The organism is Deltaproteobacteria bacterium, from assembly GCA_019310525.1.
GTDB lineage: Bacteria > Desulfobacterota > DSM-4660 > Desulfatiglandales > HGW-15 > JAFDEE01.
Genome location: JAFDEE010000002.1, coordinates 14391 through 39000, shown reverse-complemented (window position 1 = coordinate 39000; position 24610 = coordinate 14391). Strand labels below are relative to the sequence as shown.

The window sequence follows — 24610 nt, the reverse complement described above, 5'->3', positions numbered from 1 at the left end:
TGCAATGATAGGAGTTAAGAGATGAAGAGAAATCGAAATCGGCGTCGCAGATACCCTGTCGTGAAACGATCTCTTCAATACCGGTTCCTGGGTTTCATCTTGGGATACGGGCTGCTTATTGTCGTGTTGATGGCATGGGTCTTTCTGATTCCTGATCTTCTCCTTTTGGATGATGCGACCAAGCCGGTTGAAATAAGGGCCCTTGCAGCAGATAGAGTCCTGAATGTACATGCAAGGGTGTGGCCCGCCGTGATAGCGCTCCTTTGTGTCATGGGGCTTCACTCTTTTCGGGTATTCCACAGGATTGCGGGGCCCCTGTATCGGTTTGAGCAGGTGATGGAAATAATCGGCAAGGGTGATTTCAGTACCAGGATACGGTTGAGGAGGAAAGATTACCTCCATTCCGAGGCGGAAGCCTTTAACCGAATGATCGAATCCCTCTCAGAACGCATCAACGGAATCATAAGGGCACAGGAAGAAGCCATGGAAACCCTGGGTGAACTGGAAAAGGCCCTTGAGCGGAACAGGGGCGACGGGCATGGGGAAGAGATATTAAGCCTGCTCAGCGCCCATCGGGAAAGTCTGGAAAAAGCCGAGGCCTGTGATCGATTCAAGATGGAAAAGGATATCGACGGGGAAGGTGATAACCAGGTTGTTCAAGCGGCGGCCGGGAATGAATCGATCCAAACACCAAAGAAGGAACCCTAATTATCATCTCTCTAATACCTGCCTCTAAGAGGGGGCATTCTCCCCCTTGATCCGGCAGTATCCTCACCTCACGAAAAAAACATTTGTCAATCATTGTACATTTTTGTATTTTTTTGCCCCATATTAAGGGGCATTGCTCAGATTTTTAATCCTTCGCATCCGTAGGGTTGTCTGTCCAACTGCTCCGTAACGATTCTCCGGTTTCAAGGATCGGGTCAGCTATGCAGAATCATCTGGACCAGGTAAGTTGCCTGTACGAGATCACCAAGGCCATTCACGCCACCCTGGACCTTCGAAAATCTCTCAACAGGGTGCTGGATTTGCTCTCCGAGCACCTGGGGATGAAGCGCGGCTTCATTACGCTTCTAGATCCGAACACATCAGAGATCCATATCGAATTGGCCCATGGGATCACTTCAGCCGAGAAAATGCGCGGGCGGTACAAGCTGGGGGAGGGGGTTACGGGACGGGTCATTGAGTCAGGGCGCCCCATGGCCGTTCCCAACATCGACGAAGAACCCCTGTTTCTGGACAGGACGGGCGCGAGAAGACGGATCGACCGATCAAAAATTTCCTTTATTTGCGTGCCTATCAAGGATGACAGTCGGGTAATCGGTGCCCTCAGTGCCGACACCATTTCCAGGCCGCCCCGCTCCCTGGATGAGGATGTCCGGTTGTTGACCGTGATCAGCACCCTTATCGCCCAAAAGGTCTCCTTGCTGGAGAAAATCGGCAGGGAGACGGACCAGTTGCGGCGGGAGAATCTCCTGCTCCGCAAAAATCTCAATGAGAAGTACAGCTTCTCAAATATCATAGGCAACAGCCGAAAGATGCGGGAGGTCTATTACCTGATCACCCAGGTGGCCAAGAGTAACGCCAATGTGCTCCTGTTGGGCGAGAGCGGAACCGGAAAAGAATTGGTGGCCAATGCCATTCATTACAACAGCCTGCGGGCGGACAAGCCCTTCGTAAAGATCAATTGCGCGGCCCTGCCCGCCCATCTCGTTGAAGCGGAACTCTTCGGTTATGAAAAAGGAGCCTTTACTGGTGCGGTCCGGCAGAAGGCCGGAAAATTCGAACGGGCGGATAAGGGAACCATCTTTTTAGACGAAATCGGTTCCCTGGCCTTTGAAAGTCAGGGGAAATTGTTGAGGGTGCTCCAGGAACGGGAGCTGGAGCGCCTTGGAGGGACGGAAACGCTCCACGTCAACATCAGGCTGATCGCGGCCACCAATAGGGATCTTGCAAAGGAGGTGGATAAGGGGCGGTTCAGAGAAGACCTGTTTTACCGCCTCAACGTGTATCCGATCTACCTGCCGCCCCTCAGGGAACGGGAAGCCGATCTTCTCCTGTTGGCCGACTATTTCCTGGAAAAATACGCCAAGGAATACAACAAGGATATTCAACGGATCTCAACGCCCGCCATTGATGCCCTTACCCAGTATCATTGGCCCGGGAATGTTCGTGAGCTGGAGAACTGCATCGAACGGGCGGTTCTTCTCTGTGAGGACAAAGTTATTCACAGCTACCACCTCCCCCCCACCCTCCGAACCGCCGGAGACACCGGGACGGAACAGAGCCAATCCTTTCAGGATGCCGTGGAGACCTTTGAAAGGGAACTCCTTATTGACGCATTGAAGACGACCCGGGGCAACATGCGGAGGGCTGCCAGAAACCTGAAAACCACCGAGCGGATCTTCGGTTACAAGGTCAAGAAATACGGTATCGACCCTAAGAGATATAGATAAGCTCTATATTTTAACCCAGATTATGCGTGAATGCTTGCCCGCCGGCTGTTTGGCGGGAACGTAGCGGAGGGAGCATCCTTTTACCCTTCACCCACGCCTTACAACGCAGCAGATTCGGCAAAATCGGCAATCCCGAAGGGTGACAAATTTTGAATAAATTTGATGTTTCCTGACTGAACCTTTTGGGTGAATGTGATCTGATCTGGAAAGATGTCCAACAGTCTGTAATTATTAAATAAATGACTTCTTTCAAAATTTGTCATGCATAATATGGGTTTAAAGGATCCCACCCGCCCGGGTATTTCCTTTACAATGCCACCCCAAGTTCGCTCCTTTAAACCGCTTTCCATTCGCCGCCTTCAATCTTTTCTTACCCTAAGATTCAACGATATTGTTGAAAATCGCCTCTAAAGAAACAAAATTGTTGTATGACTGATGGGCTTCAATGGGTTAACATCCTGAAATTACAGTTAATTTTCGGGGCGGAAAAGTGGTATGCTCCTTGCTCTGTTGGTTTCGCAAAATAGTAAGAATGGAGGAGGCGTCCATGATGAATTCGGCGGATACGGTCTTCGTGTTGATATCAGCGGCTTTGGTTATGTTGATGACCCCTGGGGTGGCGCTTTTTTATGGCGGGATGGTGAGGACCAAAAATATCCTCGCAACGCTTATACAGAGTTACGTGGTCTTGGGAATCATCTCCATTGAGTGGGTACTCTGGGGGTATTCCATGGCCTTTGGACCGGATCACGGCGGTATTATCGGAGGGCTGGAATTGATCGGGCTCAGGGGAGTAGGACTGGTTCCCGATGCAAGCTATGCCGACAATATTCCGCAACTGGCGTTCATGATCTTTCAGTGTATGTTCGCCGTGATCACCCCCGCGCTCATTACCGGCGCCTTTGCCGAGAGGATGAAATTCACCGCATTCCTGGTCTTTACCCTTGCTTGGGGCACCCTGGTCTATAACCCCATCGCACATTGGGTTTGGGGTTCAGGGGGCTGGATGGGAAGGATGGGTGCCCTGGATTTTGCCGGGGGAACCGTGGTCCACATCAGTTCCGGTATATCGGCCCTTGCAGCGGCCCTGGTCATAGGCAGGCGTGCTGGGTATGGTTCCACCTCTTTTCTCCCTCACAATCTTCCAATGACCATGACAGGTGCGGCCCTGCTGTGGTTCGGATGGTTCGGTTTCAACGCCGGCAGCGCCCTTGCCTGCAACGGGCTGGCAGCCAACGCCTTTGTGGCGACCCATATCGCTTCCGCCGCCGCGGCCCTTTCCTGGATGTTCCTGGAGTGGGCCCGCCGCGGCAACCCTACGGCTCTAGGAACAGCAAGCGGTGCCCTGGCGGGATTAGTGGCCATTACACCGGCGGCGGGCTTTGTTGGACCTCTTTCTTCCCTTCTTGTAGGGGCTGCGGCCGGGGCGCTTTGCTATGGCGGCGTGCTTGTTAAATCCAAGCTGGGATATGACGATGCCCTGGACGTAGTAGGCATCCATGGCCTGGGCGGGGCCTGGGGTGCCATTGCCACCGGTCTTTTCGCATCCACCGCCGTCAACCCAGATGGGGCGAATGGTCTGTTCTTCGGAAACGCCGCACAGCTTTGGGTGCAGCTCCTATCCATAGTGATCACCATGGGTTTTTCCTTCATCATGACCTTCATCCTGCTGAAAATCATTGACTGGACCATCGGTCTCAGGGTCTCGCCGGCGGAGGAGGAACGCGGAATGGATATCAGCCTGCACAACGAAACAGGCTACACTTTTTAAAGCGGGCGTATGGCACGCCGGGGCTGCCCCCCGGGACTCATCAACGGGCGTTATACCGGGGTTTCCTTTTCTCCAGAAATGCCTGGATGCCTTCGATCCCGTTAGGATGTTCCGCGCACCATGCCAAGGCTTCACGCTCCCGCTCAAGTTCCACTTCGAGAGGGACCTGGAAGGATTCCCCAAGGAGTCTTTTTGAGGCCGCAAAGGAAGACAAGGGGCGCTTGAGTATCTCCCTGATCAGGTTCAGGGACTCCTCAAGGGATTTGCCGTCTTCCACCACTTTGGTGATCAAGCCCCAGGAGAGGGCCTTTTCGGCCGGGATGGGACGGTCGAAGGCCACGATTTCCATGGCCCGGGCCAGGCCGACGATTCGGGGCAGGGTGAAGGTCCCGCCGCCATCGATACTGAGGCCATTACTGGTATATCCCTGAAGGAGCGTGGCCGAGGTCTCCATCACCCTGAAATCACAGGCGAGGGCCAGGGAAAAACCTCCTCCTGCAGCGAACCCGTTGATGGCGGCCACAACGGGTTTGGGCATCCGCCTGATTTCAAGGATCCCCTGGTGAAAGAGTGCGGCAAGGTTGTGGAAGGGCTCTGACCTACTTTTTTCATACTTTGAGAGCCATTTGAGATCCCCTCCGGCGCAAAAGGCCTTTCCTTCACCGGTAATGACGACCCCGTCCACATCCGGATCCTTTGTGATCGACATGAGATTCCGGGTGAGGGGCTCTACCACTTCATGGTTGAAAGCGTTGAAGGCTTTAGGTCGGTTGAGGGTGAGGATTGCGATATTTTCCTTCATTTCCAGTTTTAGCGGTTTTTCCATGGCTTAAACTCCTTTATCGAAATTTGCTTCTTCCATGCATCAAAACCCTGGGCATCATCCGCTCCAGCGGAAATAGATTAAAGGGGTTCGCGGCATGGGAGTGGCTTCTCCTTCCGGTTACATAATATATTTCCCCGCCCCTCCCGAATGCCTGCATATCCTCATGTCCCCGGAACGAACCTCGGAGCCATTAACCAAAGAGCACAGCTCCCTCTTGGAGTAAAAAAGGTCCCGGCTTTATTGGTTGCCGGGGGAATAGTGGGGATTTCAGGGATATCAATAGAGACTCATTCGGCTGAGGGCAAGGGTGGCGGCTGCGGCTCTTCGGCCTCCTTTGTCTCGTGTCTTTCAAGATAATAGAGCGTGGCCCCAACAGGGGCGTAAGACAGGAAGACCAGGTTCAACAGAGGAACCAGAAAGGGCAGTCCGAATCCAACATGAAACAGGATGTTCCTTGAAAGGAACGCCCACCTTTTTTTGAATGGAACAAGGCGTCTTGCCTGAATAAGGTCTGTATTGTCCCAGGAGAGGAAAATAATGGTCAGGCCCGAGGACACGAATACCATTACGGGACCCAGGAATGGAACGAACCAGCTCAGCACCATGATGATCAAGGAAAGGGTGATCGGGATCACTGTCCTTGGAATTTCCTGTCTGATGAGGTGGAGAAAGGTTTGAAAAAGGGAGACGCCTTTGGGTTCCAGCACATGTCCGGTCACCTTTTTTTCCGTGAGGCGGGACATGTGATCCATAATCAGGACACTGAAAAGAATCTGCGAAAGAATGTATGAGACAACGGCGGAGATTCCCACAAGAAACAGGGAGACCACCCAGGAAAGAAGATACCACAGCCAGACCACCCATTGGCTCTGAGGCTTGTGCCAAAGGAGGTTCAAGATGTCCGCATGGTATGCCAGGATAATGCCTGAAAGGATGATAGCAATGACGATCACCAGGATGAACCTGAGGAGCCCCCAGAAAAGCAGTTTTCTGTCAGCCAAGGCTATGCGGAGTCCCCGGAGATTGTACTGAAGTCCTTTGATAAGATCCATGTCGCGTCACCATTGCAAAGGGTCGAGGTTTTGAAGGAAAAAAAAGAGGCGTGAAACGACACATTAATGTCCCGAGACCTTTGAAAAACGTCCCCTTTTACCCAATCTTCCGCCTTCGCTATGGCTACGGCGTGACAAGTCCGCCAGACAGCGGCGGACAAGCGGCGTCAGGCTCAAACTGGGGAGCCACCCGAAGGGTGGGGAGTCCAAGGCCCCTAAAGCTATCGGCTTCAGCCGATAGTAGTTTGCTTTCCTAAATTAACAGGTTTTCAGGGTTAATGGCAAGCGGGCAATCATCAAAAAGGGCCTGAAATTCTCAGGCTTGGGGCATGGTTTTTCCCGTGCCCTGAAAGGGGCGGCAAGGGTGTCCAGGTTTGGTGATAAAACTCAAGTTTAGCCGGGATTTGTGGGCGGATTGGTGGGAATGATCAGGAAATTTTGTAAAATGCCCAAAATTTTGTGCATACTATCACTTTTCAATCGATTGCCCAGATTGGCAGTTACCATTTCCTTTTATGGGCTTTTTTTTAAAAAAATGTAAAAAATGAAATATATCAGGATATTGACGGGTCAATATGTGATGATTCATCCTGCAAAAGAAGCCTGAGGCGACAGGTCCCTTTTCTGGCACGCAGATTGAAATAAATATGAATGCCTACGGTAAAGGACCTTTTTCTCTCCTCTTGTTTTATGGTCCTTGCTGGCCCGAAAGGGCAGCGCGGAAGAGACGGTGTCACGGACGAGCGGGACGTAACTACAGTTTTCCGCAAAGTAAACTCTTTGCGGGAAAGTGAAGTTCAGGGCTGACTACCTCTTTCATCCTGCCGTTCGTGACATCCCTTCCCTTTTTTATTCCCCAAAATGATGTTTTTTGACCCGCTGTAGCAAAATGGCTAGTCCGTTTTCTTTTCGTGGCACTGGTAACATTTATTATAAGGGGCTTCCTCTGATATCCCTTCCTTCACGAGTCTCTTGTGACATCCGATACACTTGGCATGATAAGCGAGGAGCAATTTCTTGACATTGCCGTCACTTACTTCTGGATCGTGGCATTCGGAGCACCTGTTCACGGGATCACCCTCTTCCCAGAGATTTTTCCCATCTTCATAATCATGGTGACAATCCTTACAGGCCACTTCGTAATCTTCGGCGTGGGCCAGGTGGGAAAAGACAACTGGACCCTTTCGGTCCTGCCGGTACCCTTCATTGTTTATGGTGATTTCCTCGGGGGGTTCGTCCGAGTCCTCCTGGGCGATCAGGTTCCCTGAAAACAGGATGAACACACTGGTTAGAATCAACATGGAAAGCCACAATCCTCTTTTGCCCATCATGAAACCTCCGTTCATCGAAACAAAGCATTTATAAACAATACCGAACCTAAACTGAGTGTTTCAAAATTTTCGCCTTCCTTGACCTTGACCAAAATTGAGCATCTTTCAAAGGTCTCGGACAAAGGTCTCGGAGCTTAGCAAGTCACCTCCGGGTTTGCCTGATCTCGGCACCTCCTCAAAAGGCATACAAGGCTCAGAAAAAATAGAACAAAGAATGAAATTTCTCAAGGGAATTAAGGGGGAATCCCGCTTCATCCGAGGAGGTAAGGTTGTAAAGACTTTTGCCCTTCTCACCTCAAACCTTCTCTCAAGGCCGCCACGAGGTTTGAGAAGGTTTTCGTGGTTTCTTCTTTAACAGGTTGTTGAAAGGCTACTGTGCTTGCCGCGTTTTTAAACAACCAGTTAAACCTGGAGGATCTGAATCTGAACATGGAACGCCGCAAAGATGCTGATATTTCAATCTGTACACCTTTTCCAGACCGACACCGGTTGCACAGGTTCATCGGGTGGATTCCCGGCAATCTATGGCTTTCCCTTACTGAAAAGCCGCATGTCTCCAATTTCTTGCCGATCTTTGAGGCGAGCAACTCGTCTCTCCCCCCGATGAAGATCACCTCTTCCTCGGTCTTGCATCCGTGGATGGTGACAACGGTATGGGAGGATTCCGCGACTCTAATGGCAATAGGTTCGTTGAAAAGAGGGCTGGGGATGTGAAGCGATAGGTTACCCTCTTTCTTCAGACCCTCGAAACAATAGAAAGAATGTTCCCAGCCAGCGACGCCCTCCGCGATTTCACCAGTCCCTGGCTCTATTCTTCCACCGTGGGGTGCCATGACCGCAATCCCTGTGGGACCCCATCGAAATCTTACCCGATAGTCCCGCCCTTGCTTCTCCTCCAACTCCAGTTGCTCGTAACTCAGGTACCTTTTCATATCCCGGTCTCGGGCCGGCGGCGGCAATCAGAGTTCATCATTGAAATTCCAATCCATTGACCCAGTAGATTCCCATCGGTTATATAGGGAAAACATAACGCGGTCCGAATCAAGAAGAAAGGATTTTGATGACCGAAGATAAATTTCCACCCCAAAAAACCGCAGGGCCCGCTCCGGGCCGGGAGGTGTGTCTTGAATCGGGAAAGTGTTATTAAAGCGGTCCGGTTCCTGAAAACCGATATCTGGAGGATTCGATCCCGGGATCTTCCACGCCCGAAGTTCTTGATCATACACTCGCTTCGTGTAATCGTGCTCACCGTTCGCGGAATCACCGAGGATCGGACCATGTTGAGGGGGTCGGCCCTGACATTTTTCAGCCTGCTTTCCATCGTTCCCGTCGTGGCCATGATCTTCGGAGTAGCCAAAGGTTTCGGATTTGAAAAGACGGTGGAACGGGCCCTGTACGAGAACTTCGAGGGCCAGGAGGCGGTAATCAGCAAGGTCTTCGAGTTCGCCCGCACCTTGCTTGAAAACGTCAAGGGAGGACTCGTGGCCGGGATCGGACTCTTGCTGCTTTTCTATTCGATCATCAAGATCCTTTCCCATATCGAAAATGCCTTCAATGACATCTGGGGCGTAAAAAAGGGACGAAGCCTGGGGAGAAAGGTGACCGATTACCTCTCCCTCATGCTCATCAGCCCCCTCTTATTCACCCTTTCAAGCGCGGTGACGGTATTCATTTCGGGGAGTGCCAGATTCATTGTTCAGAAGATATCTCTTTTGAGCGCCGTTGGTCCCATGATTTTTTATCTCCTCAAGGCCTTGCCCTATTTTACCGTCTGGGTCCTTTTCACCTTTCTTTACATGTTCATTCCAAACACCCGGGTACATTTTAAGTCCGGACTGCTGGGAGGTTTTGTCGCAGGCACCATGTATGTTTTGTTCCAGAATGTATACATCACCTTCCAGGTCGGAGTATCACGATATAATGCCATATACGGAAGTTTCGCAGCCCTTCCCCTTTTCTTTATTTGGCTCCAGATAAGCTGGTTGATCGTGCTTTTCGGGGCGGAGATGACCTTCGCCCATCAGAACGTGGATACTTACGAATTTGAGCAGGACTGTCTTTCCGTCAGTCATTCCTTCAAGAAACTGCTTTCCTTGCGTATCGTAAACTTGTTGGTCCATAAATTTTCGGAAGGCAGCGAGCCGTGGAGCGCCTCTCAGATATCTCAGGCCCTGGATATTCCCATACGACTGGTCAGGCAGATCCTTTACGAATTGACGAGATCCAGGATCGTCTCCGAGGTTCGAGTCGAAAACGATAGGGAAATGGCCTACCAGCCTGCCAAGGACCCCGAGGGCCTGACCCTTTACAGCGTGATCGCAGCATTGGAAAAAGCGGGGACTGACAACATACCGGTGCTTCAATCGGAGGAACTGGACAAGATCAGCAAGAGCCTTGAGACATTCGAAAGACTCGTTGAACAGTCAAACGCCAATAAACCCCTAAAGGAGATCTGAACCGGGCGCCTCCAACCCGGTTGACTCGGGGACCCGCGTTCGGGTATGTAAACGACTATCGGTAAAGTCAATCTCACCCGAGGTCCCGCCGTATTTCCGGATGGGACCTTCAGTACTTCGGGGCCCATGCCCCATTTTTCTTTTCCTTGAGTCTCGGAGCCTGGTGAAAGGGTGCTTATATGCGTATCGCCTGCATACAGATGGAGGTCGGGGACCGGCCGAAAAGTGAACACATCGCCCGGGCGGAAAAGCTTCTCGAACGGGTAGAGGAAGCAGACCTCGTTCTTCTTCCGGAGGTCTGGAACATCGGATATTTTTCCTTCGATCGCTACAGGCCGGAAAGTGAAGCGCCGGGAGGTGAGACGGCGGAGAGGATGTCCTCTATGGCGCGGAAATTGGGGACCTACCTCCTGGCCGGGAGTTGGATCACCCGTGAGGAAGGGGGTAAGCTTTTCAATACCAGTTTCCTGTTCGACCGTAACGGGGACCTCGTCGCCAAGTACCGGAAAATCCATCTCTTTGGCTATGGCTCCAGGGAGACGGAAATCCTCGAGGGCGGAAAAGAAATCGTCACCCACAGGACCGATTTTGGCACCATCGGGATCGCGACGTGTTATGATCTCAGGTTCCCTGAACTCTTCAGGAAGATGATGTCCATGGGCACGGAGATTTTTCTCGTGGTTTCGGGGTGGCCTTTCCCCAGGCTGGAGCCGTGGATTCTTTTCAACCGGGTGCGCGCCCTGGAGAATCTCGCCTTCCTGGTCTCTTGCAACTGCGCGGGAGTAAACCGTGGGGTACGTTTCTGCGGCCACAGTATGATAGTGGATCCATGGGGCAAGGCCGTGGCCGCTGGAGGAGACGAAGAAGAAGTGATCACGGCCGATATCGACAAGGACATGGTCACCCGGGCGAGGGAGGAATTCCCGGCCCTCCGGGACATAGTGTTCCCTCCTTGATCCCCGGGGAGAAGGTAAAAGTGGAATCCTCCAAAAGGAGGAGGTATCAACTCCGCAAGTGAGAGAACTTAGAGAGGAGAAGCCTATCCATGGGAATCAGTATCGTGCCGAGCCCTTTGCCGGCGGGCACCTATTTTTTTTCCGGCAGCGATGCGGTGGCCGAGGGTGCAATCGCGGCGGGGTGCCGCTACTATGGGGGGTATCCCATCACCCCTTCGAGCGAGATCATGGAGCGCATCGCAAGACGGTTTGATGACGTGGGCGGTGTGTTCATGCAAATGGAGGATGAGCTGGCTTCCATCTGTTCGGTGATCGGGGCCTCATGGGCCGGGGCCAAGGCCATGACTGCAACGGCCGGCCCCGGGCTGAGCCTGATGATGGAAGGCATTGGGTATGCGGCCTTTACCGAGGCGCCCATCGTTGTGGTGGACATCCAGCGGGCCGGTCCCTGTACCGGTCAGGCCACCCATGTAGGGTCCGGGGATATCATGCAGGTCAAGTGGGGATCTCACGGAGATTACCAGGTGATAGCCTATTCTCCCTGGTCTGTACAGGAGATGTATGACCTTACCATCAAGGCCTTCAATATGGCCGAACGGTACCGGGTCCCAGTATTCTTGATGGGTTCCGAGGCCATGGCGCACCTGAGGGAACAGGTGGTTATCAGTGGGAAGGTAGAGGTTTTTCATAGAGAGAAGAAGCCCGGCGCTCCGCCCTTCGATACCGGGGAGCCGGACGGAGTCCCGCCTATGCCCGCCTTCGGGGAAGGGGAAAACCTCCTTGTAACCGGTTCCACCCATGATGGATACGGCTTCCGAAAGTCCGATGATCCCGGGGTGCATGAAAGGCTCGTAAGTCGGCTCCATCGAAAGATCATGGATCACCGAAGGGAAATCCAGGAGGTGGAAATGTTCCACTGCGATGAAGATAATCTGGACGGGGCGGTGGTCGGCTATGGATTTACAGCCAGGAGCGCTCTTTTCGCCGTTAATCATTTGCGTGCAGAGGGAAAACGGGTCGGCATGGTGCGGTTGAAGACCCTGTGGCCCTTTCCAGACGATGTGATCCACGAGATCAGCGAACGCGCCGGGTGGCTTTTCGTACCCGAAATGAACAGGGGACAGGTGGTCCATCAGGTCAGGGAGTATGCGGCCTGCGAAGTCTTCTCCCTGAACCAAACGGACGGAAGGACTATTCATCCCGGCATCATCGAAGAAAACATGAGGAGGCTTTCCTGATGGCCAGAGACCTGGAAAAATACCTTCGCCCCGAAGTCAAGGAAACGCCCTTTTGCCCTGGTTGTGGCCATGGGATTCTCATGGGGCTTCTCCTCAGGGCGGTGGATGGACTTGGGCTAGACATGATGAAGGTCCTTTTCGTGTCCGGGATCGGTTGCGCCGCGTGGATCCCCAGCCCGAATTTCAAGGCTGACACTCTCCACACCTTGCATGGAAGGGCTATTCCCTTTGCAACGGGTGCAAAGGCCTTCAATCCCGAATTGAACGTTATCATCGTCAGCGGGGACGGAGATCTGGTTTCCATCGGGGGCAACCACCTGATCCACGCGGCCAGAAGAAATACCGACATCACGGTAATCTGCGCGAACAATATGATCTACGGAATGACGGGTGGACAACTGGCATGCACCACTCCCATCGGGGCGATGTCTTCCACCTACCCGGATGGGAGCCCTTACCAGGCCTTTGACCTGGTGAAATTGGTGTCCGCAGCCGGGGCCCGTTACGTGGCCCGGTTCGCGGTCACCCAGCCCCTCTCTCTTATCGGGGCCCTTAAACGGGCAATCTCCTTGAAGGGGTTCACCTTCGTGGAGGTTCTCTCCCCATGCCCCACTCAATTCGGGAGAAGAAACCGTTATGGAAGCCCGGAAAAGATGATAGAGATGCTCAGGGACCAGTGCGTCACCCGGGAAGAGGCCCGAGGCATGAAACCTGAAGAGCTGGAGGGAAAGATGGTCACGGGGGTATTTGTCGATGGCGGGTGTTAAGCAGTTGAGATTGTGCGGACTCGGCGGACAGGGGCTCGTCCTGGGGGGAATGATCCTGGGAAAAGCGGCCGCCTATGACGGAAAATACGTGGCGGGTTCCGATTCTTACGGGGTGAGGGTCCGCGGAGGATATGCCCTGTCCGACCTGGTGGTTTCCGGTGGGCCCATCGTCTATCCCCACGTCCTGGAACCCGATATTCTTGTTCCCATGGCCCAGGAGGCCTATGAAGAACATGTGGGGGGAGTGGGCCGGGGCGGAATAGTGATCTACGATGAACAGTTGGTGCGGGCAAGGCCCATCGATGGCCTGTCCCAGGTTGGGATCCCCGCAACCTCCAGGGCCATCCGGGACCTGAAACAGAAGCAGGCGGCCAATGTCCTCATACTCGGGGCTGTGGCCGCCATTACGGGAATCGTGAGCAGGGATTCCCTTGAAAGGGCGGTGAAAGATACGGTGAATGAGCGCTTTCTGGATGCGAACCTGAAGGGCGTTGACTTGGGATACCGGATCGGAGAGGAAAAATGGCGTTTGCAGGCAGAACACAAAGACCTGTCCTAGATACGAAGCTTTGCCGGCAATGCGGAGTCTGTGTCCGTGCATGCCCTGCGGACAGCACAGCGGACTTCAGGCTCGACGAAAACACGGTCAGAGGATACCTATACATGGAAACGGACTTGGCGGAAAGGGCCTCTTTGCCTCCTTGCACGGCCGCCTGTCCCTTGGATCAAAAGGTGATGGACTACGTGCGGCTCCTTAGCTTGGGACGGGTCAAAGAGGCTCTCCTGACCGTCCGGGAGGACAATCCCCTCCCAGGACTTTGCGCCTATGTGTGTCACCACCCTTGTGAATCAGCGTGTCTTCGCGGTACTTGGGACGAGCCCGTGGCCGTTCGGGAACTCAAACGTCACGCCTTCCTGTATGAGAAGGATAACCGGGAAGAGATCTTGGAGGTCCTTAAAAGCCGAAAACGCCCCCTCACCGGTAGGAAGGCCGTGATCGTGGGAGCCGGACCCGCCGGGTTGGCTTGCAGCTACGAGTTGGCGATGGGGGGGATGGAAGTCCAGGTCATGGACGCCCTGGATAGGCCCGGAGGGATGTTGATCCACGGAATTCCCTCCTTCCGGTTGCCGCGGTGGGTGATCGAACACGAGGTGGAGATGGTTCGATCCCTTGGCGTGGAATTCATGACTTCCTTTCGCCTGGGGAAAGACGTTACCTTCCGGGAACTCCGTGAAGAGGAAAACGGTGCCATCGTGGTCACCACCGGGGCATGGAAAGACCTGGAACTGGGAATCGAGGGAGAGGGGGATGAAGGCTGCATCCCTTGCCTGGAATTCCTCGGCAAAGCCAACCGGGGGGAGCTTGGGTCCGTCTCGGGCCGGGTCCTGGTAATCGGGGGTGGGAACGCGGCGGTCGATACGGCCAGATGCGCCTCAAGGCTCGGCGCCCGGGAAGTGGTCATCCTTTATCGACGGGGCCCCGAAGAGATGCCGGCCCTTCGGGAAGAGATGAAGGCGGCGCTTGATGAAGGTGTCCGGATCGAATACCGTGTCGCCCCCGTAAGGATGATCAGGGAGGGAGACAGGGTTACGGGGGTGGAGCTGGTTCGTACAAGGCCGGGATCCCCCGATGATTCCGGGAGAAGAAGCCCGGTGCCCTTGCCTGGAAGCGCTTTCAAGGAACCGGCGGACTTGATCGTAACAGCCATCGGGCAGCGCCCTGACCCCTCTTTCCTTGAAGGGGATTCGGTTTCCCCGGAAGGGAGGGTGCGTTGTTCCGCCGACGGTATGGTGGAGGGTATGGAAGGCGTCTTTGCGGCGGGCGATGCCGTGACCGGACCCTCAACGGTCGTGGAAGCCATTGCTTCCGGGAAGCGGGTTGCACGCCGGGTCCTGGAGTACTTGGGAGAGGCTGAGGCATGTTGAACAGGGATTGCAATCGGGAGTCTATTAAGAGAAGAATTGGCGGAGAAGAGGCCCGGATCGATTTCGGGCGCGGACGGGATGCCGCCCTCCTTCCCCACGAGGCGGAGTATGAGGCCCAGCGCTGCATGGGCGCCCGGAGCTGTGAGGCGTGTGATCTTTGCAGGCTTCTTTGTCCTGATCTGGCCATCACCCGGAATCCCGTTACAGGGGATATAGAGATCGACCTGGATTTTTGCAAGGGATGCGGGATTTGTGCTTCCATATGCCCGAAAGGGGCCATCAGCATGGTCCTGGAAGAAGAACAGTAAAAGAGCGATGATATAGAGGAAAGAGAGGGCGGAAAACGGAAGGAAAACACAAAAGAGAACTTGTTCCCGTATATACCAAACTGCTTTTAACCTCCATTTTTTGGGGAGGCACTTTTATTGCAGGAAGAATGATCGCAGGGAGGGTAGGGCCCTTTTCTGCCGCTTTCTTGAGGTTTGTATTCGCCTCTGCCTGCCTTTTCTATCTGGTCAGGAGGTCCGGGTCAAGCTTTTCCCCTATCAGGAAGGGGCAAATCCTTCCGCTGATTCTTCTCGGCCTTACGGGAGTATTTTCTTACAATTATCTTTTTTTTAAGGGCCTCCAGATGATCAACGCCGGGAGGGCCTCCCTCATCATTGCAAACAATCCGGTTTTCATAACACTTTTCGCCGCCTTGTTTTTAAGGGAGAAGTTGACACCGGCCAAATCGGCGGGCATCCTGTTGTCTGTTTTCGGGGCCGTGATCGTCATCTCCAAGGGGAATCTGGCCGGGATCCTGGAAGAAGGGATCGGGCCGGGAGAGTTGCTTATTTTCGGGTGTGTCGCCAGTTGGGTCGTTTATTCTTTGATCGGGAAGGCGGTGATGGCGGGCAGGGGCCTCTCTCCCCTTGTTTCCGTAACCTATTCTTCTATTGTCGGCGCACTGGCCCTCTTCCCTCCCGCCCTAATGGAGGGACTCTTTCCGGATCTTTTTTCTTACAATCTTGTGGACTGGGGGAGCATCCTTTATTTAGGCATCTTTGGAACGGTCCTTGGGTTTGTTTGGTACTATGAAGGAATTCAGGCTGTGGGAGCAACACGGGCAGGCCAATTCATTAATTTTGTCCCGGTAAGCGCTATCCTTCTCTCTTCCTTGTTCCTGGGAGAACCGGTGACCCTTTCCCTTCTTGTCGGGGGTGTTTTCGTGATCGGAGGGGTTACCCTGACGAACCTCCAACCTGAAAAAGATCGTTACTGATGAAGATGCCTGGAACCATTGCCGGGGGTGCAGATGAACGCTGAAAAATCGATGGAACCCTACCATATCTTTGCCGAATTAGAGAAGGAGTTTCGGAAAGCCGCCCTTCACCGGCCTATGCGTGTGGAACGTTACGAGCCCGGTACGGTTTGCACCTATGAGGTATCGATCGTTCCAGGAGGAAGTATGGGACGGGTCCGCCTCGAAATCGATAGGTTTGTGGGGGGCGGTTTTGCCGGACAGGTATACAGGGTGAAAATATTGCAACTCGAACCCCACGACGGGCCCCTGGTCGGACTCGAAAAGGACCGCTACTACGCCATGAAGATACTCGTTCCCCCAACGGGTTTCTCGAGGTTTTTCCGGAACACTCTTTACTGGGTCGGATTTCAGGGACCTTTCCAGCTCCAGGTCAATCCCCATGCAGCCAGGGCCGGGGCCCTCTGGCAGATTTTCATCCGAAGGGGGGCAAGGCTCCGGTTCGGTGATGATCGAACAGTGGCCGATATCCATGCCACCTTTGTGGATCCGGTCCTGGGGAGTTGCGGGGAACTGAGCGAATGGATTGAGGGACGGACCTGGCGGTTGGAAGTGGATGACCGACTGGATTTGCTCAGGAAGTGGCGGAAGGGGAGGGCGGTCCATGAGAAACGGCTCGGATCCCCTGAATACCGTGCCAAGCATGCCTTCATGCATGCATTCGTTCGTCTGCTCCACGACATGGGAGCCCACGAATTCGCCAGGCAATACGAATGGTCCACCTGGAAGAGTCAGCCCAATGTGTTGAAGAGACTTGAGAGTGATCCCGATCCTGCAGAGGGACTGGTGGCGGTGGACTTCCGGGCCGGGCTGGTCCTGCTTCCCTTTCTGCCCATGAGCCCGGGCGATTTCAAACTGATATTGCAGGGACTTCGGAGAGGCAGCTTGGTGCAATTCGACCGCGGGGACATCAGCCGGCTGGAAGGCTTTGTCGAAAAACAGCGAGAGGCCTTCTCCGACCTTTACGCAGCCCTGAAAGAACTCAAAGAAGAGGAACGTACCTACAGGCGTTCCATACCAGATATCACTCACCATCACCTGCGCCTCCTGTACAAAGGTGAAATCTGGTCCGGTATCCTCCGGAGTGCAGTGATGGGCTGGAGGGTAAGAAACTTCATCGACGAAGAACATGCCCGCAGGCTCCAGGAAAAGCCCTTCTTTACCCTCTTTTTTTGTATCCTGAATCTTTTCCCTCTGCTCGGCCGAATTCTGTTGAAGTGGTGGGGCCACCCCGCCTGGCGAAGGCATTATACTGGGATATTGGGGAGCGTTTCATATCTGCGGAGGGCCTTCAGGGGCAAACTGGTAGAGAAGGTGATGGGCTGGTACAGATCCGGCAGGATGGATGCGGATCACGCCTTAAAGGCGGCAAGGACCTTCTGGCCCAATCTTTACCACTTCCCCCTTTCCATCCTTCCAGCAGGCCTCCACCGCGCTTTCACCGACTGGCAGTATGCCAAGGAGCGCATCGACCATCTGGTCTTCCGTCCGGTTCGTCTCTATTTCAACGCCCATCTGCGTGAACAGTGGCTGAGGGACATGGTGAGCGAAGGGGAAGAGAACAACCTGCTCAGCCGGGAGGATGCCGACCTCATCATCTCCCAAATCAAGGAACCCTTTATCCAGAAATATCTCAAGAGCCTCGCCGTACACCTTTGTACCCTGCCGGTCACCCAGGTGGTGTCGATCTTGACGGCCGCCATCTACGTGCTGATGCATCCTGAATTACCCCGGGCCCAGGCCTATGCCGTTGGCGTGGGTATCATCGCGCTTTTTCAAGTGGTGCCCATTTCACCCGGATCCCTGGTGCGCGGGCTCTATGTTGTGCTTCTCGTGATCCGCGAGCGGAACTTCAAAGATTACAACATCGCCGTTTTCCTGGGATTCTTCAAATACGTGGGCTACCTCGCATTCCCGATCCAGATGGCCTACAGGTATCCCGCCCTGGCCCGGTTCATGGCCGGGTACTGGGCGACCGAGGCCGTGCACGCGGTTCCGGTGTTCGGAGAGAGAGGGGCCCTTTTGGAACACAAGGTCTTCAACCTCTTTTACAACTGGCCCCTGACAATAAGGCGCAAGATAAGATCAAGGGAGAGGATGCGGTCCGCTGCTTCGCCCCGCTACTGGCATATTGCCCCCTGTGCCCTCATTGGGGCGGCCATCCTGGGATTCGTGGATTACCGGTATTTTCTCGAATGGTCAAGGCTCCCGGCACTCCAGGAGATCTGGTGGGCTGTGGGAATCGTTCCAATTCTGTGCGGAATGGCGGTCACCCTGGGAGCGGGAGGAGCCCCCTTGGGAAAACGAGTGGCGGGCGGAACCCTTTGCGGGGCCATGCTGGGGATCTTTTCAACGGTCTCTGGTTTTTTCGTTGGGACGGCAGGCGGAAACGTGGGGGCCGGGACTATTGTGTCCCATGCACTCTGGAGGATGTTTCTGTTCGGGATCCTTTCAACGGTGGGGGTCTTACTAATGGAAATAACACTCCCTGATCCGGGAGAGTCTCGGATTGGTGAAGAAGACGAATCTTCATCGTCTCGCCACGGCGGAAAGCCCTGAGAAGGGGGATACTCCGCCCCTAATGGAGGATTTGGCTGAGAAAAAGCTTGGTTCGCTCGTGTTGTGGGTTCTCGAAAAACTCTTCCGGGGTGTTTCCTTCCACGATCTGGCCGTAGTCCATGAAAAGCACCCGGTGGGCCACGCTCTTGGCAAACCCCATTTCGTGGGTCACTACGATCATGGTCATCCCTTCCTGGGCCAGTTCGATCATGACATCGAGCACCTCCTTGATCATTTCCGGATCCAGTGCGGAAGTGGGTTCATCGAAGAGCATTACCTTGGGATTCATGCAAAGGCTTCGGGCAATGGCGACACGTTGTTGTTGCCCACCGGAAAGCTGGCCTGGATATTTCTTGGCTTGCTCGGCGATATGGACCTTTTCGAGGTAATGCATGGCCGCCTCCTCGGCCTCCTTCCGGGGAACCTTCCGGACCCAAACCGGGCCAAGGGTCAAGTTTTCAAGGATGGTGAGATGCGGAAATAGATTGAAATGCTGAAAGACCATGCCCACTTCCGCCCGGATTTTCTCTATGTTCTTGATATTGTTGGTCAGCTCGATGCCGTCTACAATGATCTCGCCCCGTTGATGCTCTTCAAGGCGATTGATGCAGCGGATCAGGGTGGACTTTCCCGAGCCGGAAGGACCGCAGATTACGATCCGTTCCTGGCGGGCCACCGTCAAGTTGATTCCCCGGAGCACGTGGAACTCTCCGAACCACTTGTGTACATCGATGATTTCAATCATCGGAGAATCACTGGAAGGGATCCGTTCGGTTTGGGGATGTCCTTTTTGATTCATGTGGACCTCGCGTCTCTAAAGTTAGGGATTCAGGGTCAACGCTCACCCTGGGACAGTTCCTTTTCAAGTTTTCGACTGTAATTGGACATGGAAAAACAACCGAGGAAATACAGGATCGCCACAAAGATATACATCTCCCGGCTGAATCCCATCCACTCGGGATTGGATAGAACGGCCTTGGAGGTCTTGAGCAGGTCCCACAAAGCGATGATCACAACGAGGGAGGTGTCCTTGAAGGCGGAAATGAGGATGCTGACCGTGGGAGGAATCACGATCTTGAGGGCCTGGGGAAGAATCACCAGGCGCATGGTGAGATAGTAATTCAGACCCAGGGATTCCGCTGCCTCGTACTGCCCCTTGGACATGCCCTGGAGCCCTCCCCTGACAACCTCAGCGATATATGCCGCAGTAAAGAGGATGATGGCCACTTGGGCGCGCAGAATCTTGTTGATGTTGACACCTTCCGGAAGGAAGAGCGGAAAGATGATGGCCGACATAAAGAGAAGGCTGATGAGAGGAACTCCACGGATCAACTCGATGTATATAACGGAGAGATATTTCACGCCCTGCATCCGGCTCTGGCGGCCCAGGGCCAGGAGGACCCCCAAGGGGTAAGCCGCGGTCAGACCGAATACGGATAAAAGGAGTGTGAGCGGTAGGCCACCCCATTTTGTAGTCTCCACTGGAACCAATCCGAAGAGTCCGCCCCTCATAAGAAAACCCATTATGACGAGACCCAGGATCCAGGCATAGGCGAGGGATTTCTTCCAGTGATTCCGGTCCCTGCTGTAGAAGAGTAACCCGATGAGGAGCAACATCGCCACCAGGGGCCTCCATTGCTGATCATAGGGGTAGAACCCAAAGATCACAAAGCGCAGGTTTTTCGTGATGACAGACCAGCAGGCCCCCGTCGCCTCGCGGCATGCTCCTGCCGGAGTATTCCATACACTATCCACAAAGGCCCACTTGAAAAAGGGAGGCACGGTCTCCCAGAGGATGAAGAGCGTCAGAATAGTGAGGAAGGAGTTGAAGACGCCGTTGAAAAGGTTCGCCCTTACCCATCCGATGATACCGATGTGGGTAACTGGAGGTTTTAGGGTGTCGCCTTGGGTTGGTTGGATTGTGGAATCCATTGATCTATTATCTCTCAACGAGTTTTACACGTTTGTTGTACCAGTTCATGAAGGCCGATGTAGACAAGCTGAAAATAAGGTAAACTGCCATGATCAGGGCCACTCCTTCAATGGATTGGCCCGTTTGATTGATGGTCGTGTTGGCTACGGATACGAAATCCGGGTAACCAATGGCCACGGCCAGGGAACTGTTCTTGGTCAGGTTGAGCATCTGGCTGGTCAGGGGGGGGATGATCACCCTTAAGGCCTGGGGCAGGATCACCAGGTTCAGGACGAGGGTGGGCCTCAAGCCGATGGCCATGGCCGCTTCCCTTTGACCCTTGCTTACCGACTGGATTCCCGCCCGGACAACCTCGGCCACAAAAGCGGACGTGTAAAGGACCAGCCCGAGGAGCAGAGCGATAAACTCGGGGCTGAGGGTCATACCACCCTTAAAATTAAAACCGGAAATCCGCGGGATATTCATGGCCGTCGGAGCTCCGAAGGCCAGCCAGACGCCCAGAGGCAGCCCAATAATGAGGGCGATGCCCACCCGGAAGGTTGGAAAGATTTTCCCGGTCGCATCCTGCCGCTTCTTTGCCCAACGCCGGATCAGGTAGACCGCGATAACAGCGGCGGCAAGGGCCAAAAGCATGTATAGATGGGCGGGATGGCGAGCGGGGACTGCAAAGGCGACTCCTCGGTTTGAGAGAAAAAGTCCTTTTATTGGTGAAAGGGCATCGTGGGGACCCGGGAGGCTTTCATAAAAGATGGCATACCAGAAGAAGAGCTGGAGAAGTACGGGAATATCCTGCATCACCTCTATATACAGGCCGGCCAGCTTGGATACCAACCAGTTGCTGGAAAGACGGGCCACCCCGATAATGGTCCCCAGGATCACCGTGAAAATGATACCGATGAAGGAAACCTTTAATGTGTTCAGGGCCCCGACAATCAAGGCCCGCAGGTAGGTGCTGGCGGCGGAATAGGAGATCAAGGATTCCCCGATCTCGAAGGAAGATTCCTTATGGAGGAAGGACCATCCCGTCGCGATAGACTGTTTTTCTAAATTTTCAAGGGTATTGGATACCAGATAATAGGCCAGGAGTCCCACCATACAAAAGACGCAAAACTGGAAGAATACCGCCCGTTTCTTGGGATCCAGCCAGAATGGAATCTTTTCCCCTTTTTGGGTCGCCATCGATCCCTCACATCATGACTGACGCCTTTGAAAAAACGGTTTCAGGCTGCCGAGCTTGAATTGAGCGCGCCCTTAAAGTGGAGAGAGGCATGCCCTATTTAAAGATTCACCTTGTCCCCTGCGCTTATCTACGGGTTAAGGGTATTGCCTGTTTGTCATGGATGGACACTGATTTGGGTCAGTGATGGTCAAAAGAAGAGGTGCCTTTCCTTGAGGGAAAGGCACCTCTTCGAATGGATTAACGGAAAGGCGCGGCATACATCAGGCCGCCCTCTGTCCACAGGGCGTTCAATCCCCGCTTAAGACCGAGCTTGGTATTGACGCCCACGTTTCTTTCGAAGATTTCACCGTAGTTGCCCACCTGCTTGATGATATTGTATGCCCACTTGTCATCCAGCCCGAGGGCTTTACCCATTCCAGGAGTCACCCCAAGAAAACGCATGACTTTGGGATCCTTGCTCTTGAGCTTTTCATCAACATTCTTGGAGGTGATACCCAGTTCCTCCGCCTCAATGAGGGCCATGACGGTCCAGTTCACGATGTCATACCACTGGTCGTCTCCATGGCGTACCACCGGGGCCAAGGGCTCTTTGGAGATGATTTCGGGGAGCAACACATAATCATCGGGATTAGGTGCTACTGAACGGTGGGCGGCCAACTGGGAAGAGTCGGATGTGAGCACATCACAGCGGCCGGCGAAAAAGGCCTTATTAAGCTCGGAGGCCTGCTCTATGACAACGGGTTTCCATTTGAAGCCGTTTTTCCGGAAGAAATCCGCGGCATTCATCTCCGTGGTCGTTCCCGGAAGCACGCAGACCGTCGCACCGTCGAGTTCCTTAGCGCTTTTGATCCCCGTCTTTTTGTTAACCAGGAAACCCTGGCCATCATAGAAGTTGACGTGGCAGAAGTTCAGGCCGTTGGTGGTCTCCCTGGTCAGGGTCTGTGTCGTGTTCCTGCAGAGCACGTCGATTTCCTTGGACTGGAGGGCCGGAAGCCGTTGGACAGCTGTAAGCGCCACGAACTTCACCTTTTCCGCATCCCCGAAGACCGCTGCGGCGATGGCCTTGGCCGTATCCACGTCGAGACCCTTCCACACGCCCTTTTCATCCGGCATGCTGAATCCGTAAACATCGCCGTTTACGCCGGCCAGAAGGTAACCCCTCTTTCGGACGGTTTCAAGGGTCTTGCCGGCTGCCGACGGTGCAGCGCTTTTCGCCTCTTCGAGTTGCTTCTGGAGGTCAGCCACCTTCTTTTCCAGTTCCGTCGCCCTCTTCTCCAGTTGGGCCGTTTCTTCGGATTTACCGCACGAAGTGGTGAGGGCCGCCACCCAAAGGAGTACGAAAACCAATACACTCGCCCTTACGAGAAAACGTAAACGCATTTTCATGATACAATCTCTCCTTTCTGCCTTATGGGTTTTTTTTTAGATTACTTGCACAACCTCTCTACCTGGCTTCGCGCAGGGAGATCTTTGTAAAACGCCCATTTTACCCCAATCTCAGCGCCTGCCTGATCCGTGTTTGGTACCACAAAGGCCTGCATAGAGGCAAGTATAAATGTCTCTGCCCTCTGGCTCGTATGATATTGATTCCATGGGGGAGTTAATAATATACGCCGCGACCGAAATTCCCGGATTGCACGCTTCACAAAGGGGTTGTTCAAAGAACCCTTTTGCTCAGTGAGAGATTCTAAGCCTTTGTCCAACACGAATAAGGGAGCCGTCGATACCGTTTAAGGCCTGCAGAGCCGAAACCGGGACCCCTGTCTTTCTTGAAATCCGCAACAGGGTATCACCGTTTCGAACGATATAATACTTGCCCGAGACCTTGCCGGGCGAGGGGGTTTGTCGGGCTAAGCGGACCAGCACCTGTTTGACCTGCCTTCCCGTACCGGGCGGAGTTTTTAAGGTATAGGTCCCCGTGGGCAGGTGATAACCCAGGATCTGGGGATTGAGGTCTTTTATGGCCTTCAGGTTCGTGCCCAGGGCCTTGGCGAAGTCCGCGAGATGGATGGGGACTCGAACCCTGATCCTGACTGAATCGTATTGCACAGGCCGGTAGATCTTCTCTTTCGGCACCCGATAGCCGTAAGTCTCAGGATTTTCCATGATGAGTTTGATGGCAGCGATTCGGTAAATAAAGCGCTCTGTTTCGTTGGGTAGATTGAGCCGATAGTAGCTTTTTTCCTTCTGGGCCCTGATCTCCTGTTTCATCCTGGCCTCCCCGCAGTTATAGGCGGCCATGGCCATGGTCCAGGAGCCGAAGGTTTTCTTCAGTTTCTTCAGGTACCTCAAGGCCGCATCCGTGGCGCGCTCAAAATCCCTGCGTTCATCCATTCGGCGATCCTTGCGGAGGCCGTGGCGCCTGGCCGTTCTCGGCATGAACTGCCAGGGCCCGATAGCCCCCTTTGAGGAACGGATATGAGTCAAAAGAGAGCTCTCCGCGACTGCCAGGTACTTGAGATCTCCGGGCATCCCTTCTTCCCGGAGTCTTTTTTCAAGATAGGGGAAATACCGGCCCGCCCGCTTCAGCCACATGAATACCTGAGCTCGGTCCCAGGCGGCGATGGTCAGCTCACGGTCCAGCATCTCCCACACCCACCGGTCCTCAAGGGGCATGGGCTCGTTGCAAAGTTTCAATCTCTTGGGGACGGGAAAGTCCGTCACGAGAGGGACGGAATGGTTTATCCCGCTCTCTTGGGAGAGGGCAGGGGAAGGGAGGAACAGGAAGTGGAGAAGAAAGAGAAAAGCCGCAATGATCAATACGGCCCAACGTCCGTTTGTCGGTCTATTCTTGGGGATGAAATTTTTTGGGATCGGCATATCTCCCGAACCTTCGCTGACATGGAAAAAGGTGAG

General features: G+C 54.0%; 20 protein-coding genes and 1 pseudogene. 12 read left to right on the top strand and 9 right to left on the bottom strand.

Features of this window, described 5'->3' with window-relative positions:
• The first annotated feature begins 21 nt into the window (after positions 1 to 21).
• The 3 genes from JRF57_00490 to JRF57_00480 all read left to right on the top strand — a co-directional run bounded on the left by JRF57_00490 (position 22) and on the right by JRF57_00480 (position 4227).
• A complete protein-coding gene (locus tag JRF57_00490) occupies positions 22 to 708 on the top strand; it encodes a methyl-accepting chemotaxis protein (GenBank protein ID MBW2302167.1) in 687 nt (228 codons plus the stop codon).
• Positions 709 to 929: 221 nt separating this feature from the next.
• Positions 930 to 2456 (top strand): sigma 54-interacting transcriptional regulator, encoded by a 1527-nt coding sequence (locus JRF57_00485; protein ID MBW2302166.1) that lies wholly within the window; start codon positions 930 to 932, stop codon positions 2454 to 2456.
• A 550-nt stretch (positions 2457 to 3006) separates the two neighbouring features.
• Entirely contained in the window at positions 3007 to 4227 is a 1221-nt protein-coding gene (locus tag JRF57_00480; GenBank protein ID MBW2302165.1) for an ammonium transporter, read from the top strand.
• A 40-nt stretch (positions 4228 to 4267) separates the two neighbouring features.
• On the opposite strand, the gene JRF57_00475 is transcribed toward JRF57_00480, so the two are convergent.
• From JRF57_00475 to JRF57_00460, 4 genes are all read right to left on the bottom strand, one after another.
• A complete protein-coding gene (locus JRF57_00475) occupies positions 4268 to 5053 on the bottom strand; it encodes an enoyl-CoA hydratase/isomerase family protein (GenBank protein MBW2302164.1) in 786 nt (261 codons plus the stop codon).
• Positions 5054 to 5340: 287 nt separating this feature from the next.
• Positions 5341 to 6105: an EI24 domain-containing protein gene (locus JRF57_00470; GenBank protein MBW2302163.1), complete on the bottom strand. Its 765-nt coding sequence runs from the start codon at positions 6103 to 6105 to the stop codon at positions 5341 to 5343.
• Between the two features lie 893 nt (positions 6106 to 6998).
• A complete protein-coding gene (locus JRF57_00465) occupies positions 6999 to 7436 on the bottom strand; it encodes a cytochrome c3 family protein (protein MBW2302162.1) in 438 nt (145 codons plus the stop codon).
• 290 nt (positions 7437 to 7726) lie between these two features.
• Positions 7727 to 8368 carry a poly-gamma-glutamate hydrolase family protein gene (locus JRF57_00460; GenBank protein MBW2302161.1) on the bottom strand — a complete coding sequence of 214 codons (642 nt, stop codon included), beginning with the start codon at positions 8366 to 8368 and terminating at the stop codon, positions 7727 to 7729.
• A gap of 192 nt (positions 8369 to 8560) precedes the next feature.
• On the opposite strand from JRF57_00460, the gene JRF57_00455 reads away from it, so the two are divergent.
• The 9 genes and pseudogenes from JRF57_00455 to JRF57_00415 all read left to right on the top strand — a co-directional run bounded on the left by JRF57_00455 (position 8561) and on the right by JRF57_00415 (position 18641).
• Positions 8561 to 9892 carry a YihY family inner membrane protein gene (locus tag JRF57_00455; GenBank protein ID MBW2302160.1) on the top strand — a complete coding sequence of 444 codons (1332 nt, stop codon included), beginning with the start codon at positions 8561 to 8563 and terminating at the stop codon, positions 9890 to 9892.
• Positions 9893 to 10071: 179 nt separating this feature from the next.
• Positions 10072 to 10848: a carbon-nitrogen family hydrolase gene (locus JRF57_00450; GenBank protein MBW2302159.1), complete on the top strand. Its 777-nt coding sequence runs from the start codon at positions 10072 to 10074 to the stop codon at positions 10846 to 10848.
• A gap of 89 nt (positions 10849 to 10937) precedes the next feature.
• The gene (locus JRF57_00445; protein MBW2302158.1) at positions 10938 to 12086 is read left to right on the top strand and encodes a 2-oxoacid:acceptor oxidoreductase subunit alpha; all 1149 of its coding nucleotides are present in this window, start codon (positions 10938 to 10940) and stop codon (positions 12084 to 12086) included.
• Complete coding sequence (locus tag JRF57_00440; protein ID MBW2302157.1) at positions 12086 to 12853, top strand: 2-oxoacid:ferredoxin oxidoreductase subunit beta; 768 nt, start codon at positions 12086 to 12088, stop codon at positions 12851 to 12853. The genes JRF57_00445 and JRF57_00440 overlap by 1 nt, the downstream gene beginning before the upstream one ends.
• Complete coding sequence (locus JRF57_00435) at positions 12840 to 13412, top strand: 2-oxoacid:acceptor oxidoreductase family protein (protein MBW2302156.1); 573 nt, start codon at positions 12840 to 12842, stop codon at positions 13410 to 13412. The genes JRF57_00440 and JRF57_00435 overlap by 14 nt, the downstream gene beginning before the upstream one ends.
• Positions 13376 to 14779: an FAD-dependent oxidoreductase gene (locus JRF57_00430; GenBank protein ID MBW2302155.1), complete on the top strand. Its 1404-nt coding sequence runs from the start codon at positions 13376 to 13378 to the stop codon at positions 14777 to 14779. Before JRF57_00435 ends, JRF57_00430 begins: the two co-directional genes overlap by 37 nt.
• Positions 14773 to 15087: a 4Fe-4S binding protein gene (locus JRF57_00425; protein MBW2302154.1), complete on the top strand. Its 315-nt coding sequence runs from the start codon at positions 14773 to 14775 to the stop codon at positions 15085 to 15087. The genes JRF57_00430 and JRF57_00425 overlap by 7 nt, the downstream gene beginning before the upstream one ends.
• Before the next feature lie 68 nt (positions 15088 to 15155).
• Positions 15156 to 16043: pseudogene (locus JRF57_00420) on the top strand (EamA family transporter).
• 33 nt (positions 16044 to 16076) lie between these two features.
• Positions 16077 to 18641: a hypothetical protein gene (locus JRF57_00415; protein ID MBW2302153.1), complete on the top strand. Its 2565-nt coding sequence runs from the start codon at positions 16077 to 16079 to the stop codon at positions 18639 to 18641.
• A 19-nt stretch (positions 18642 to 18660) separates the two neighbouring features.
• Here the strand turns inward: JRF57_00415 and JRF57_00410 are convergent, their stop codons facing one another.
• The 5 genes from JRF57_00410 to JRF57_00390 all read right to left on the bottom strand — a co-directional run bounded on the left by JRF57_00410 (position 18661) and on the right by JRF57_00390 (position 24574).
• On the bottom strand, positions 18661 to 19386 hold the full coding sequence (locus tag JRF57_00410; GenBank protein MBW2302152.1) for an amino acid ABC transporter ATP-binding protein: 726 nt from the start codon (positions 19384 to 19386) through the stop codon (positions 18661 to 18663).
• Between the two features lie 89 nt (positions 19387 to 19475).
• A complete protein-coding gene (locus JRF57_00405; GenBank protein ID MBW2302151.1) occupies positions 19476 to 20573 on the bottom strand; it encodes an amino acid ABC transporter permease in 1098 nt (365 codons plus the stop codon).
• Positions 20574 to 20580: 7 nt separating this feature from the next.
• A complete protein-coding gene (locus JRF57_00400) occupies positions 20581 to 21753 on the bottom strand; it encodes an amino acid ABC transporter permease (GenBank protein ID MBW2302150.1) in 1173 nt (390 codons plus the stop codon).
• A gap of 238 nt (positions 21754 to 21991) precedes the next feature.
• Complete coding sequence (locus JRF57_00395; GenBank protein ID MBW2302149.1) at positions 21992 to 23134, bottom strand: amino acid ABC transporter substrate-binding protein; 1143 nt, start codon at positions 23132 to 23134, stop codon at positions 21992 to 21994.
• A 294-nt stretch (positions 23135 to 23428) separates the two neighbouring features.
• The gene (locus JRF57_00390; GenBank protein MBW2302148.1) at positions 23429 to 24574 is read right to left on the bottom strand and encodes a transglycosylase SLT domain-containing protein; all 1146 of its coding nucleotides are present in this window, start codon (positions 24572 to 24574) and stop codon (positions 23429 to 23431) included.
• Positions 24575 to 24610: the final 36 nt, after the last annotated feature.

What these genes read in the sequence shown, in the direction of transcription:
- JRF57_00415 (MBW2302153.1), top strand. Translation starts at nt 16,077, where the DNA reads ATGAACGCTGAAAAATCGATGGAACCCTACCATATCTTTGCCGAATTA.
- JRF57_00390 (MBW2302148.1), bottom strand. Translation starts at nt 24,574, where the DNA reads ATGCCGATCCCAAAAAATTTCATCCCCAAGAATAGACCGACAAACGGA.
- JRF57_00410 (MBW2302152.1), bottom strand. Translation starts at nt 19,386, where the DNA reads ATGATTGAAATCATCGATGTACACAAGTGGTTCGGAGAGTTCCACGTG.
- JRF57_00480 (MBW2302165.1), top strand. Translation starts at nt 3,007, where the DNA reads ATGAATTCGGCGGATACGGTCTTCGTGTTGATATCAGCGGCTTTGGTT.
- JRF57_00395 (MBW2302149.1), bottom strand. Translation starts at nt 23,134, where the DNA reads ATGCGTTTACGTTTTCTCGTAAGGGCGAGTGTATTGGTTTTCGTACTC.
- JRF57_00450 (MBW2302159.1), top strand. Translation starts at nt 10,072, where the DNA reads ATGCGTATCGCCTGCATACAGATGGAGGTCGGGGACCGGCCGAAAAGT.
- JRF57_00425 (MBW2302154.1), top strand. Translation starts at nt 14,773, where the DNA reads ATGTTGAACAGGGATTGCAATCGGGAGTCTATTAAGAGAAGAATTGGC.
- JRF57_00460 (MBW2302161.1), bottom strand. Translation starts at nt 8,368, where the DNA reads ATGAAAAGGTACCTGAGTTACGAGCAACTGGAGTTGGAGGAGAAGCAA.
- JRF57_00465 (MBW2302162.1), bottom strand. Translation starts at nt 7,436, where the DNA reads ATGATGGGCAAAAGAGGATTGTGGCTTTCCATGTTGATTCTAACCAGT.
- JRF57_00430 (MBW2302155.1), top strand. Translation starts at nt 13,376, where the DNA reads ATGGCGTTTGCAGGCAGAACACAAAGACCTGTCCTAGATACGAAGCTT.
- JRF57_00400 (MBW2302150.1), bottom strand. Translation starts at nt 21,753, where the DNA reads ATGGCGACCCAAAAAGGGGAAAAGATTCCATTCTGGCTGGATCCCAAG.
- JRF57_00405 (MBW2302151.1), bottom strand. Translation starts at nt 20,573, where the DNA reads ATGGATTCCACAATCCAACCAACCCAAGGCGACACCCTAAAACCTCCA.
- JRF57_00485 (MBW2302166.1), top strand. Translation starts at nt 930, where the DNA reads ATGCAGAATCATCTGGACCAGGTAAGTTGCCTGTACGAGATCACCAAG.
- JRF57_00445 (MBW2302158.1), top strand. Translation starts at nt 10,938, where the DNA reads ATGGGAATCAGTATCGTGCCGAGCCCTTTGCCGGCGGGCACCTATTTT.
- JRF57_00440 (MBW2302157.1), top strand. Translation starts at nt 12,086, where the DNA reads ATGGCCAGAGACCTGGAAAAATACCTTCGCCCCGAAGTCAAGGAAACG.
- JRF57_00490 (MBW2302167.1), top strand. Translation starts at nt 22, where the DNA reads ATGAAGAGAAATCGAAATCGGCGTCGCAGATACCCTGTCGTGAAACGA.
- JRF57_00475 (MBW2302164.1), bottom strand. Translation starts at nt 5,053, where the DNA reads ATGGAAAAACCGCTAAAACTGGAAATGAAGGAAAATATCGCAATCCTC.
- JRF57_00435 (MBW2302156.1), top strand. Translation starts at nt 12,840, where the DNA reads ATGGCGGGTGTTAAGCAGTTGAGATTGTGCGGACTCGGCGGACAGGGG.
- JRF57_00470 (MBW2302163.1), bottom strand. Translation starts at nt 6,105, where the DNA reads ATGGATCTTATCAAAGGACTTCAGTACAATCTCCGGGGACTCCGCATA.